9 protein-coding genes are annotated in these 13,693 nt (G+C 70.8%); all 9 read right to left on the bottom strand.

Going from position 1 to position 13,693, the window contains the following annotated elements; translation table 11 throughout:
* Positions 1-83: 83 nt before the first annotated feature.
* The 9 genes from ACZ60Q_RS16065 to ACZ60Q_RS16025 all read right to left on the bottom strand — a co-directional run bounded on the left by ACZ60Q_RS16065 (position 84) and on the right by ACZ60Q_RS16025 (position 13,281).
* Complete coding sequence (locus tag ACZ60Q_RS16065; protein ID WP_469634064.1) at positions 84-2,105, bottom strand: M4 family metallopeptidase; 2,022 nt, start codon at positions 2,103-2,105, stop codon at positions 84-86.
* A gap of 591 nt (positions 2,106-2,696) precedes the next feature.
* Positions 2,697-3,896: a hypothetical protein gene (locus ACZ60Q_RS16060; RefSeq protein WP_469634062.1), complete on the bottom strand. Its 1,200-nt coding sequence runs from the start codon at positions 3,894-3,896 to the stop codon at positions 2,697-2,699.
* A gap of 87 nt (positions 3,897-3,983) precedes the next feature.
* Positions 3,984-4,577, bottom strand: coding sequence for a hypothetical protein (locus ACZ60Q_RS16055; RefSeq protein WP_469634059.1), 594 nt, complete (start codon positions 4,575-4,577; stop codon positions 3,984-3,986).
* Between the two features lie 343 nt (positions 4,578-4,920).
* Positions 4,921-6,426 carry an amidase gene (locus ACZ60Q_RS16050; protein WP_469634056.1) on the bottom strand — a complete coding sequence of 502 codons (1,506 nt, stop codon included), beginning with the start codon at positions 6,424-6,426 and terminating at the stop codon, positions 4,921-4,923.
* A gap of 302 nt (positions 6,427-6,728) precedes the next feature.
* A complete protein-coding gene (locus tag ACZ60Q_RS16045; RefSeq protein WP_469634967.1) occupies positions 6,729-8,291 on the bottom strand; it encodes a hypothetical protein in 1,563 nt (520 codons plus the stop codon).
* 344 nt (positions 8,292-8,635) lie between these two features.
* Entirely contained in the window at positions 8,636-10,063 is a 1,428-nt protein-coding gene (locus ACZ60Q_RS16040; protein WP_469634054.1) for a DUF6177 family protein, read from the bottom strand.
* Between the two features lie 168 nt (positions 10,064-10,231).
* Complete coding sequence (locus ACZ60Q_RS16035; protein WP_469634050.1) at positions 10,232-10,522, bottom strand: hypothetical protein; 291 nt, start codon at positions 10,520-10,522, stop codon at positions 10,232-10,234.
* Positions 10,523-10,534: 12 nt separating this feature from the next.
* Complete coding sequence (locus ACZ60Q_RS16030; protein WP_469634047.1) at positions 10,535-12,901, bottom strand: hypothetical protein; 2,367 nt, start codon at positions 12,899-12,901, stop codon at positions 10,535-10,537.
* Entirely contained in the window at positions 12,898-13,281 is a 384-nt protein-coding gene (locus tag ACZ60Q_RS16025; RefSeq protein WP_469634045.1) for a DUF6507 family protein, read from the bottom strand. Before ACZ60Q_RS16025 ends, ACZ60Q_RS16030 begins: the two co-directional genes overlap by 4 nt.
* Between the last annotated feature and the right edge of the window lie 412 nt (positions 13,282-13,693).

Raw genomic sequence — 13,693 nt, 5'->3', positions numbered from 1 at the left:
CTGCCACGGCCATGGGCGGGGCGTTGACCAGGGCTCGACCGCACCCTGGTCAACGCCCCGCCCGGGCCGTGTTGTCGAGCGGGTCAGAAACTCAGCTTCCAACTGTTGATGGCAGCGGACACGGCTACCGGAGTCCGGTCCCGCGCGAGCAGCTTCCAGGTGCCATTGGCACCGACCCCGGTGGCGTCCACGGCGAACGTGGCCGTACGGCTCTCCGTGTGGGGAGTCTCCCAGTTCGCGATCGGGAAGACGGTGCCGTCCGGTGCCACCAGCTCCGCGGCCAAGTCCGCCTGCGGCGAAACCGACACGGCAAAGTCAACGTTGACCCGCAGGATGGAGGGACCGTTGCCGGTGACTCCGGTCACGGTGATCGGCGAGGTTCCGACCGCGGGCGCGGCCGGAATCGGCACGTCGGTGACGTTCTCGAAGACCGGGCCCGGCGGCTTCGTCGGGGCAGGGTTTCCGGAACGGGTGCCGACGTTGACGGCGCCCCAGGCTTCCCGTACGCCCTTCCAGGTGGCCGACTCCGCGCCGTACAGGTCGGCGGCGGCCGCGAGGGTCGCGGTGCGGGCCCCGGCGTAGTCGGTGGTGGAGGTCATGTAGACGGTGAGGGCCCTGTACCAGATCTTCTCGGCGGCGGCCCGTCCGATCGGGGTGACGGGCAGGCCGTCGACGGTCCGGCTGTCGTAGCCGACGCCGTTGAGGGTCTTGATCCCGCTTCCCTCGGAAGCCAGGTAGAACCAGTGGACGGCCGGTCCGGCGGTCTGCGTCCTTCCCATGTGGGGATGCCAGTAGTCGTCGCCCGTGCCGTTCCGGGAGGGCTGGTCCATGGAACGGAGCGGGGTGCCGTCGCCCTGCGCGTTGACCCGCTCACCGATCTGGTAGTCGCCCACGTCGACGGCGTTCGCCGCGTGGAACTCGGTGAGGGTCCCGAAGATGTCGCTGGTCGCCTCGTTCAGCCCCTGCGACTCGCCGGAACCACCCAGCCGCGCGGTCTCGAAGGTGACGCCGTGGCCCATCTCGTGCGCGTTGATGTCGATGGTGGTGTGCGGCTTGCCGTTCTGGTCACCGAAGGTCACGCAGAAGCAGGGGTTGTGCCAGAAGGCCGTGGTGCGGGGGGCGCCGAAGTGGACCCGGCTGGCCGCTCCGTCACCGTCGTTGCGGATGCCGTTACGGCCGTGCACCTGCGTGATGTAGTTCCAGAAGGTCTGCGCACCGTAGGCGGCGTCCACTGCGGCGGTCTGTGGGTGCGCCATGGCCCCGGTGCCCCACACATTGTCCGTATCGGTGAAGAGCCGCGCCATGTGAGGCTCGCCGACGTTCGTCGCGTCGTACGTCCGGTGGCCCCCGTGCTCGGGGTCGAGCAGGCTGTAGACGGAGCCGGACTTGATGCTGCCCACCGGGACCTGGCCGCTGTACATGCTGCTGCCGGTGCCGCGTTTCACCTTCTCGTCGCGGTTCAGTTCCTTGCCGGTCGCGGCGTCCGTGATGACATGCAGCTCGCTGGGGACCCCGTCGGGCTGAACTCCGTTGACCACGGACTGCCACGCGAGGACCGGCCGGTCACCGGCGGCCCAGACCACCGCGCGGGGTTTCCCCTGCAGTTCGACTTCCTTCCGTCCCTCCTTCTTCGCCCGGCTCAGCGAGGAGATCCTGGCAGTGTCGGCGCTACGGGCCGGGGTGGTGCCGGGTACGGCGATCCGCGCCTTGGTGGCCTTGCTGACACTGGTGGCGCCCGACGGGGCGGTGTGCACGACGAGGTCACCACCGACCACGGGAAGTCCGTCGTAGGTGCGCTCGTAGCGGGTGTGCAGGGTGCCGTCGGCGTCCTTGAGGACGTTCCTGGCCCGCAACTCCTCCTTGCTCCCCAGGCCCAGAGCCCGGGCGGTGGCGGCCCGGTCGTCCTGGGCCGCGGCGACCAGACTCCTGTGCTGGTCAGGGCTGAGCTTCGCCGGCAGCGCCCCCGCCCGCGCCTTCGGTACGGGGGCGGGGTGGTCGCCGGGGGCCACACCGACGGCACCGGCGGGCAGGCCCACGGCGAGCATCGCCGCGGACGCGAGCAGTGCGCCCGCGGCCGAGGCCTTCAGAGCAGGTCGTCGTCTCACTCAAGACTCCTTCTGCGGCGGCCGTGGGGTAACGGCCAGAACAGGACCCGGCCAGTACGGGAATGCGCCGGACGGGGCGGTGCGGTTCCGCGCAGGCAGGCAGCGGCCCGTGATGTGAGGGTGCGTCCGCCACATCGGAGGGCCTTGTCGGGGCGTGAGCGCGGTGGCAGGAAGAAGCCTGCCACCGGACCTTCAGGAGAGTGAGAGACCCGTGCCGAGGTTGGCGATAATCAGTCCGCTGTTCGCATATCTGAACCCGCAGGCCAGACAGCCGCTCCCGGTGCGCACCCCTCTCAGCCGCACCTCCCTTCCCAGCGCGGTGCGGCACAGGCGGCCCGGCGTACGGGCAGGTGGAGCGCGCTCCGACGCACAACAGGCGCAGAACGGCCGCTCATCCCGCTGGGCCCGAGGTCAGGCCAGGGTGCGCACCGGACAGGAGAGGAAGCGGTACTCCGAGGTCGACGTGATTTCGCGCTTCGGCGGCACGTCCCGTCCGTCAGTGGCGACGGCTTGGACGGCTTGGTGGAGGCCGTCTCCTTTCTGGCGGCAGTCGCGGAGGATTTCCCTGTCCCAGGTGTTCTGCGACAACCTTCAGGGCGGGCCCGCGCCCAGCAGGGTCCAGGCGCCGTAGGCGGCGGACGCGCAGGCGAGGGCGGTGAGGGCGCCGGCCGTGCGCCCGGTGGTGCGCAGCCGTAGCAGGGCGACGGCGGGCGGGAGCAGCAGGGGGAACGCGGGCATCATCAGGCGGGGTCGGGAGCCGAAGTATCCGGCGCCGATCAGGGAGATGACGACAATCGTGATGGCGTAGACGAGGACCGGAAGCGGCTGCCGCTGCCGTACGCAGAGGACCACCAGCCATCCGAGCAGCCCGAGCGCCGCGTACAGGCCGAGGGCGGCGGGCCACGGGAGTCCGGCGATGAAGGCGGCGAGCGCGCGACCGCCGTCGATGTTGTTGCCCCACTGCGCCTGCACGTCGAAGTAGGCGAACGGGCCGCCCTCGCGGACGGCCACGAACACCACGTACGCCAGCCAGCCCAGCGGTGCGAGCGCCACGCCGACGATCATCCGGGCGTTGCGGCGCAGCACCGGGCCGGCGCGGCGCTCGTCACGGTACTCCCGTACGAGGGTGACGGCCGCGGTGATCGCCAGGGCGGCGATGAGCGCCGCCGCGGTGGGCCGGGTGAGCCCCGCCAGGACGCAGAGCGCGCCCGCCAGGATCCAGCGGCCCTTGAGGACGGCGTACAGCGCCCAGGCGGCGAGCGCGGTGAACAGGGTCTCGGTGTACGCCATCGACTGGACGAACGCCGTCGGGTACACCCCCCACAGGGCGGCCAGCACCACGCCCGTACGCCGTCCGCGCAGCTGGGCGCCGACGGCGAAGATACCCCAGGCGGCGAGCAGCCCGGCGCTCCAGGCGACCAGGAGTCCGGCGCCGCCGAGGGTGAGCGGGGTCACCTCGGAGATGGATCGCTCCAGGGCCGGGAGCAGGGGGAAGAACGCCAGGTCGGAGTGGACGGAGCCGTCCGGGAGGGTGACGGTGTAGCGGTAGCCGTTCTCGGCGATGCGCTGGTACCAGACGGAGTCCCAGCGTCCACTGAGCGGCCCCAGGGGGTCCTTCCCGGCGGCGGACGCGGCTGCCCAGAAGGCCAGGAGCCCCAGGGCCCGGGCGCCGGCGTAGACCGCGAGCGCGGGGGCGGCGGCCCGGAACGCGGCGGCGGCCCGGGAGCCGGGGGTGCGGGGGCCCGGGGCCGGACCGGCGGGCGTCCGGGTGCGGAGCTGGTGATCGGACATACGGCCGATTATGACGTCGGCGGCGGGCGTCCCTCCGCACCGGGGGCCGGGGCCCGGGGAGTGTCCGGGCGTTCGCGGAGGCCTGGCTCAGACGCCGAGCACCTCGTTCCCGTACACCTTCCACGGCGCCATCTCCACCCCGTCCATGACGGCCAGCTGCGGGTGGCGGGCCGCCGTCTCGTCCCGTACGGCGACGGCGTCCGGCCAGGAGTGGAGGTGCGCGTCGCCCTCGATGACGACGCCGTCCCAGTCGGTGGCGGCCGTCGCCCCGCTCCGGTCGACGACGAAGCCGATGCAGAGCGCGGAGGCCCGTCCGACGGTCCGCCGGATGGCACTCACCGCGTGCTCGCGCTCCGGCTCGGGCAGCTCCCCGACGGAGAACTCCACGGCGACGACACCGGCCCGGGCCTGCCGGATGCGCACCAGGAGGTCGCGGCCCCCGTCGGTCCACAACCGGAATCCGATCTCGCGGAGCCGCTGGAGGCCGGCGATGGACAGCAACTGCTCACGGGTGACGGGCGAACGGGCGCCCAGGGAGGCGGAGTCGAGACTGACGAGCACGGTGCGACGACTCACCGGGTGCGTCAGGCGGAGCCCTTCGGCCTCCAGGTCGCCGAGCAGTGTCCGGGCGCCCTGTCGGGTCCAGCCCACGTGGTACGAGTAGAAGAATCCGGCATCCATCGACGCCCACCCCCATCGCTGTTCTTCGCGGCGTCGTGGTCGGCGACACCGGCACATCCGAGCGTACTGAGCCGAGGCCCGGGCGGCGTGGGCCCACGGGCCCACGGCCGGCCCCAAGCGGAGCGGCCTGCGCACCCCGGCGCGACAGGCTTCCGCACCCCGCGCCTGGGCGGCGTGCCCGAGGGCTGGGGCACGCGGGACACGGGCAGCCCGGGCGTCGGCCCGTCCGAAGAGTGAGGGGTACGCGGAACAGCCGGCGGGCGAGCGCGCCAAGGCCGACGCCGCCGACGGAGGACCTGACGGATCCGGCGGGGCAGCTCGGGCTTCCCCAGCGCGTCCCGCGTCACCCGGGGCCGGTCAGCCCGGGGCTCTGACGGGCACCCAGAACGCCCACGTCCTGCCCCGGCGCCTGGAAGCCGCCGATCCGCTGCTCCAGAAGCTCGGCCAGCCGCAGCGGCGTACGGTCCTCGAACATGGGACCGATGATCTGCACACCCACCGGCAGCCCCTCGGGCGACCGGCCCGCCGGTACGGCGGTGGACGGCAGACCGGGCATGGTGGCCAGACCGGCCCAGACGAGCTGGTCGAGGTACGGGAAATCGACGCCGTCGATATCGATCCGGCGTGCCAGCAGATCGGGATCGTGGTCGTGCGGGAACGCGGGGGTGGGCGCGACGGGACACACCACGGCGTCGAAGCCGGCGAAGAACTGCCGCCAGCCGTGGCGGTGGAGCTCACGGCCGGTGTTCGCGGCGACCCAGTCACGGTGGCTGGACACCGTGGCGCGCAGACGCACCGCGCTGAGACTCCGGTCGTCGGCGCTCAGCCCGGCAGCCTGTGCCCGCAGCTGCTCGTACGCCTCGAGGGGAAAGCGCGCGGCGGAGGTCGAGAACAGCAACTGGTGGTAGAGCGTGGCTGCTTTGGTCAGGTCGGGCAGCAGCGGGCTGTGCCGCTCGACGCGGGCGCCGCCGTCGACAAGGGCGTCGGCCACCCGGCCCACGCCCGCCCGCACGGCCGCCCCCGTCGGGATGAGCGGATGCTGGTCGAGGACCAGGACCCGGAAGTCTCCGAGCCGCTCGTGGCGCGCGGGCGGCAGCGTCATGTCGTGGGCCACACCGAAGGTGAGCGGGTCCGGTCCGGCCATGACGTCGAGGAGGAGCGTGAGGTCACGTGCGCTGCGCGCCATCGGACCGGCGACGGCGAGGTCGGGGCCGTACGGCAACGCGGGCGTGCCGGGCGGGACCATCCCTCGGTCCGCCACGAGCCCGAGGGTCGGCTTGTGTGCGTAGACACCGCAGAAGTGTGCGGGGGTACGCAGCGATCCGCCGATGTCGGAGCCGATGGACAGCGCGCCGAACCCGGACGCCAGTGCCGCCGCCGATCCACCGGACGACCCACCCGGCGTACGACCGTGATTCCACGGGTTGTTGGTGGTGCCGTATATCTCGTTGAAGCTCTGTATGTCCCGCAGCCCCAGGGGCACATTGGTCTTGCCGAGCACCACCGCACCCGCGTCCTTCAGCCGCGACACCTGCACCGCGTCCTCGGCGGGCAGGTGGTTCCGGTGCTGGGGCATGCCCCAGGTCGTGGGCAGCCCGGCGACGTTGTAGGACTCCTTCACCGTCACCGGGATGCCGAGCAACGGCCCGTCCTCGCCGCGGGCACGCGCCCGGTCGGCATCGCGGGCGGCGGCCCGGGCCCGGTCGAAGTCCGGCGCGCAGACGGCGTTGACCGCCTTGTCGTCCCGCTGGATGCGGGTGATCGCATCGTCGGTCAGTTCTGCCGAGGTCACGTCACCGGTACGCATGGCAGCCGCGAGTTCTTCGGCTGTCAGAAAGTTCCACTTCATGCGTGCGAACGTACGGGCCTCCGGGAGGGGGCAGGAAACGCCGCTGCTCGCAAGGGAATCGGATGTCCCGGCGATCAGTTCCCGGTGCGGGACGGCCATCGCTCACCGGGGCGGAGTGCGGAGGGCAGGGACCGCGGAGAGGGGAAGCGGCGAGTCCACGAAGCCCCCGCCCGCGCTCCCCCGCGAACTCGCCCGCCTCCCCCACGAACTCCGCCTCGCCCGGCCCGCCCGTACATCGCCATTCCTCGGAGGGCGATGACGGATACGCCGCACAGTGACGTGGGACTCCCGCGTTCCGCTTCTCAGGTCAGCGGGCAGCAGAGAGGAAGAACACGTTCGGTCAGTCGGCCGGTGAGGAGGGTGTCGGTGACGGCCACCTCCGCCAGCCAGTCCGCCGCGGCCAGTCGGTCCACGAGCTCCGGCAGTTCACCGGGGCCGATGGCGCACCAGGAGGACAGAGCTTCCAGGTCGATGCCCAGCCCCTCGGACCCCAACCGGCCCTCGCCATCGGCCCCGGTGGCCAGGGCCAGGGCGAGCAGCCGTGCGTCGGCCTCCGTCTTCGCCTTGCGGAGCTTCTTCTCGCCGACGACTCGCTGGGCCCATCCGCTGAGCTTGGGGCGCATCTTCCTGCCGAAGGTGAACGGACCCGGGTCGCCCTCGTCGGGCGTCAGGGACGGCACGCCGATGCGGGTGGGGTTCTCCGGACGGGAGGCGATCAGTTCGTCGACGGTCCCGGCGATATCCAGCCAGCCGCACTCCACCAGTTGCCCCACGAGGTGTTCGGGTTCCGGCAGGGGCAGCCCCTTGAGGTCCTGCCCGACGAGGTTGCCGGTGCCGGACTGCGCGGTGCGCAGCGTCAGCATCACCACCAGCAGGCGGGCCTCCGGCCCCGGCAGGGGCGCGTGGTCGGCCACATGGGCGAGGACGGCCCGTGCGTGATCCCACTGGGCGGGCGCCGTCAGCAGCCGTACCACAGCGGGCTCTTCGCCTTCCGGAGCCTCACCGATGCGGTGCAGATGCTGGAGACGGGCGGTGGCGGCGGCCTGTTCGGCTCGCTGGGCGTCGAGGCGCAGTCCGGTATCGGCGGTCACTTCGGCCCAGGCGCTGAAGGCCTTCGCCTTACGGGCGTGGAGGTCGGCGAGCATCGCGAGGTCGGGTTCGGCGCGCTGCTGGTAGGCGCGGAAGGCCTCACCGAGCACGGTGAGTTCATCGCGCAGGGAGAGGGGCCGCAGCTCGTGCGGGACGAAGCGCTGCGCGATCCTCCCCCGCCGGGCGCGCTGCCGCGTCGGCCGCGGGGACGACCTCGCGGGCCGGGGAGCCGGTACCTCGTGGGGGGCGGTGGCCCCGGAGGCGGTGTGCGAGAAGTGCGGGCCGACGGCCGACACCGTCGACGCGGGGGAGGCCGGGGCCCGGAAGGGGGCGGCCGGGGCCGTCCTGTCGGGGGGCGGGGCGGTGGCGGCGATCTTCGCCGTGGGATGGGCGGCCGCGCAGCGCGAGCAGCACTCCATCACCTGCCACCAGCGCCCTTCCCGGTCCGTGACGACGGCCAGGACGACCGCACCCCCGCACCTCCAGGGCGCGGGGCGCTCACGCGGCCCGGCGGGGCGGATGTGGGTGTGGCACTCCTCGGCCTTGCAGGCGCAGTACGCCGTCGGGCGGGGGGCGGGGCCCGCGCGCAGATGGGCCTTGAGATGCTCGACGGCCGCCGTGCGGCCGACGGCCGCGGAGGGCAGCACCTGCGCCGCACAGGCCGGGCGGCTGCACGAGACGCGCACGTCCGCACGTCCGCGGCCGACCGGGTCCAGCCGCACCGTCCACGTGCGTCCCGCCACCCGCTCGTTCGTCGCGTGGGCCTCCACACCCATCACACCCTCCTCGACGTCTGTTCGTACGTGCACCTCTGCACCCCGCCCGATGAATGTGCCCGCGGCGCGCGGCACGTCACACTCTCCCGCGCCGCGCATTCCGGACTCCGAACCACAACACAAACGACGGTCCGCCGTTCGGGTGACGGGCTCGGAGAGAATGTGGCCGGTTTCCTGCTAAAGGACGGGTGATCAAGTGGGCCACTACAGGCGGTGGGCTTCCTGGTGAACCGGCCGGAGACGCCGCCCCGTGGAGAGAGCTATGACACGTTCGCATCGCACGGTCCGGCCGGCCCTCCGACGCGAACACGCCCGCCGGGCCCGGTCGTCCGGCCAACTGGCCCTCAGGTCGGCGGCGCTCCGCGCAGATGACGCATGAGCTGTTCGAGGGCGGTCCAGCTCTCGGCGGTCCCGCCGTCGCCGAACGGGTAATAGAAGCCCGGCCGTGAGCTGGGACCCAGTCGCACCGGGCGTTCCTTCAGCGGGGTCGTGCTCGCGGTGTCACGCCCTGCCTCACGGACCTCCGCGGGGCCGAGCGCGAAGGCGTAGGGCAGCGGCGGATGTTCGAAGCGGGGCGGGGCGCTCAGGTCCCGGCGCGCCTCGTGCAGTTGGCACATCATGGTCTTCAGCCCGTGCCGGGCCACCAACTCATCGGCCAGCGCCGGCAGGGGTTCCAGGGCCGGCTTCTCGCCGGGGCCGTAGCCCAGGGTGAGGGTGACGTCCTCTTCCACGCCCTCCGGAGTACGGATCACCCGCAGGGTGGCGATGCCGGGGCGTTCCGGGGTGCCGACGGCCACCGTCCAGGTGGGCCGCGGGGCGCGTTCGTACGCCAACTCGGTCAGCTGCCGCCGCGACCAGGTCAGACCGGCCGGCTCCGACGTTCCCCAGCTGACCGGCGGGCCCCCGGCCAGCATCTGCCAGGCGGCTTCCAGCGCGCCGCCGAGAACGAGGTCCGCTCTCGGGCGGTGCAGGGTGCGGAAGGAGACGATGAGCCGGCGCTCGCCTGTCGGCCGGACCTCGGTGAAGGCGTCCGCCACCGGTGTCCGACCGCTCTCGTCCCGGTCCGGGGCGAAGACGTCGTCCCGCCAGCGCAGTACCGCGCCGGTCAGGCCGTCGTAGTAGCCGCACCGTTCGTCCTGCACCACCCAGCGCGAGGGCGTGGACTCCAGCAGCATGCGGGTGGGCAGCGAGAGTCGGCAGTGCGGCGGGGTGACGATCTGCAGGGACCTCTCGCTCTCCAAGGTGGCGCGCAGCGCTTCGGAGAGCCAGCTCGTCATGGGGATGACAGGCCGGTCCTGGAGGAGGACGGCAGCCTTGTCCGTGAGCATGTCGACGGCTGGCTGGGCTGCGGCGGGTGCCGGTACGGCGGTGATGCCCGAGACATCGACCGGCCGGGCCGCCCCGACGGTGCCAAGGGCGTCGGGCGGCCAGACCCGGCCCCCCAGAAGCATGGTCAGGCGAGCCGCGAAAGCACCCGCGAGCTGCTCGGCCTGCGGAACGCCCGCGGCGGCACGGGCCTCGACCCACCACACCGGGCTGGAGCCGGACAGCTCGGCGCCGGGCCCCAGCAGCCGGACCGCCTCACCCGGCACCTGGAGGAGCAGCGGCACCTCGATCGAGACGAGCGGCCGGCCTTCGACGTCGCACAGCTGGACCACGGCACCCTCACCGGAGGTCTCGACCCGAAGATCCGGGCCGCCCGCGAGCAGCCCGGCCAGGATGCTCAGCGCGTCCGGCATGCGCTCAGCGAGCGCGATCACGTCCTTGGTCATGCGGTACTCCCCCAGGCGGTGTGGATCGAACGCGTCAGCACAGCTACCTGAACCACCTCATCGCCTGACGGTACGAAACCGACCGGGAAGCCAAAGCCGCCCCCTGTCGAATATTCAATGGCAGAGAAACCCAGAACCCGAAAGATGCTTCACATCCCACAAAAGCTTCTAGTAGCCGGGCGGCATCGGCTGCTCAGGCGCGTCATTGAACAGGTAGTTGTACATGCCCCGAAGATACACATGCAGAGTTTCCCTGTCGGGGAATTCGATGTCAGTCAGCCGCTCATATTCGTCGGGCCCGAAGGAGTCGTCCGACATGATCTGCTCGAATCCCTCGCGGATCAATTGCACGTAGGAATCACTGTAGCTCAACAACGTGGGCCTGAGGTCGCCCGTATTCTCATACCCTCGCTCAAGGTCCAGGTTCACTCTAAAAAAATTCCTGAAACGTGCGTCCATTGACATACTTCCTTACGGATGGCGGCCGGGAGCCGGGTTCGCGAACATGGTGTGCAGACGGTATGTCCCGTCAGGGAGTTGTCGATATAGAGGCATGATCGTTCCGCTCTCGAAGTCGACCGGCTTGAATTCGTCCAGGTTGGACGGGTCACGATAATAGCCCGTGAACCTTCCCTCAGCTCCGGGTCCGAGCACGTCCTTGATCGACGTCTCTATCGCCTCTTCCCCGGTACGCGCCATCTCGGCGCGGAAGTAGGCGTCGGCGCGCGCCATGTCTTCCGCGCTGTCGAAACGCGTCGCGAACGCGCCGACGCGGTGTGCACGGCCGGTCACCCCGTCCACCGCGGTGCCGGTCAACGGGTCGATGTTGTTCTCGGACTTGACCAGCCCCGGATAGTTCGAGTTCGGACCGTACAGCTTCGGCGCCCCGTTGCTGTCGCGGAGTACCGAGCCGAGCCGGTCGGTCAGGGCTCGGTCATCGGGGTGGAGGTGGCGGCCTGGCGCATGCCCTTGGCCGCCCTGCCGGTCGTCCAACTCCCTGATGCGTTCGTCGACCGCCTTGGGGTCCATCGGCTGGTCTCCCGCACCACCTCGTGACGGGTCGGGCGCGTCGCCAGGGCTGCCCGCATCGGAGCCGCCCGGGGCATCGCGCGCCCCGCTGCCACCCTGGTTCGGGACGCCCGAGCCGCCGCCGTCGTCGCCGCCGCCCGTCGCGTTGGTGTCGCTATGGGTGGTGGCTCCTCCGCCTGGCGTACTGGCGCCGGTGCTCCCATGAGACCCGGAGCTGTTGCCACCTGATGTGGTGTGGTTGTTGTGGACCGTGGTGTCGGCCGCACTGCCCGAGGGACGGGTTCCCGCTCCTCCCGGGGTGCTGGTGGCGCCGGCTGCCGAAGAGGTCGCGTCAGTGCCACCGCCACCCGTCGGGTGCACCCCCACCCCCGGGTTCGCCGGGCCGGCCGGTCGGCTCGCCGAGTTCTCCACCCGACCGGGCCCGCCCGCGCCTTCGAGGATCTTCTCCTCGGCCGGCCCGGACTCACGCTCCCTGGGATCGGGCAGGTCGTTCTTGTGCGGCTCCACGACGGGGTCCGTGTCGGGAACGACGCTGCCGCGCTCGTCCCTGATGTACCCATCGGCGCCGACGACACGCTTGTTGCCCGCGTTGTCGACGTACTCGAACCCGGGGACCGCATTCACCTCACGGGGGTTCGGCGAGGCCCCGGCGGGAACGTTGCGAGTCATGTCGTCGACGTCGGCCTGGCTGGCCTTCAGCCCCTCCATGAAGTCGCCGACCCTCACCTTGGTGACCCCCGCCGCTTTGCCGAGGTAGCTCATCGGGTCGACGAGCGCACCCGCCTTGCCCACCGCGGTGGCGGCCCCCGTACCCACACCCGGCCTTCCGGCCTTGCCGAGCTTGAGCAACGTGCCCGAGCCGAGGGTCACGGCATTGAACAGCACCGCCCCGAACGCCCTCGACGGCTCCTTGCCCCACTCGTCCCACGCGACCAGTGACTTGCCGAAACTACGCAGGGCCGTCTTCTGCTTTTCGCGGTCGGTGTGGTCGACCGGGCCGAACATCTTGTCCATCGCCCAGTCGTACGGCGTCATGATGTAGGCGCTGATGCCGCCGAAGACATCGCCGACGCCCGACCAGGTCTCCTTGAAGGTGTCCCAGTCGAACACGTTGACCATGTTCCCCAGGCCCTTGACCGTGCCCCAGACCCCGTCGACGAAGAACCCCTTCAGCCCACCGCCGACATTGTCCTTCGTCCACTCCCACGCAGCCCGCAGGCCTGTGTACTCACGCTCGTCGGCCGTCCCCCAAGGCGTTTCCTTGGCATCCTTGACGTCGCTCTCCCTGAAGCCGTACATACCGGCCTTGTGCGAACCGTCATCGACGACGAACCGCGTACCGCCCACCAGCGAAGTGATCTTGTTGGCCGCATCGCGTTCGACACCCTGGAACGCCACCCATGTCGTACCGACCTCACGGACAAGACGCGCGTTCTCGTCGATCTTGCCCTGGTCCTCCTGCCAGTCGTCATCATCCTTGTTCTCCGCGACGAACCTGTCCGCATCCTCGCGGAGCTGCTTCATCCTGTTCACCAGCGGCAGAGCGGCCGACGCGAAACCGGCCAGCGCACCACTGGCGGACTCCAGTTTCTTCGCGAAATCATCCGCCGTATCCCGCACCGGAATCGTCGAATCGAGCAACTCCTCCTGCTCGGGCGCGTCATAGACCGGATCCAACGCCTGAAAGGCGCTGTGAACATCCCTGCCCGTGCCGCGAATACTGGAAGCGGTCGCCCTCAACGAAGCCGCACGCGTCTCCAGCGTCGCCAGATTCCCGGTGAAGGTCGGGATCTTCTCCGGGTCGATCACTTCTTGGGGCCCTTCAGCTCTTCCGGAGTCGGAGCCTTGGAGTACTGCTCCTGCTTGTTCTTCGCCATCTCCAGATCGCCCTTGAGGTACTCCTCAGTGGCCAGGCGCGCCCCGGTGATGGACTTGCCCGTCCGGACGGGCAGGAACCTCAAGTCGTTCTTCGTACGTTCCTGGAACTCCATCAACGCCTGGGCCACGGGGCCCGACGCGCCCCCCTTGGGGATCTCGGTCCCGCCCAGAACCATCGTGCCCGCACTGGTCGCCGCGCCCGCCAGGCCCTCGCTGTACGAGATGAACTCTTCCTCGAACCTGCCGCCGGCCTCGGCCGTCCTGCTCAGGACTCCACGAACGCCATCCGGCTTGATATCCCACCCCGACACAATGCCCCCGTTCCCGCGCCTGCCATCCATGGTCCTGGAGTCAGCCAGCAGTCTCCACAGCAGACTTGACCCCTCGCCGCCGTGTGAGTTGCCGTCCCCCTTACCTGCGCGTCTCTTTCTAACAACCTGGCCGTTGCTACTGCAATCCAGAAATCAGCCAACGATGCCCAGGCCTTCCGCCGACGCTCGAAGCCCGGCACCAGGACGCGAGCGCCGGAACGGGGCGTTCACTGGTGCGGGCGTACGTGAACGAGACCCCGGCCCGGAGCTCGGGGCCCAAGCTTCGGGCCGGGATGCGAGGTACGGGAAATCCCGTTAACTGGCGCACAATGGCGCGGGGTTGGGGGAACCTCCCCACCCTCCCGACCCCGTCACGGCCAGCGAGTACGACTGATCGGGGCGGCCGGCGGCA

Source organism: Streptomyces sp. NPDC104313 (assembly GCF_055583985.1).
Note: the sequence above shows the minus strand (reverse complement) of the source record. Positions and strands in the feature narration are given on the sequence as shown.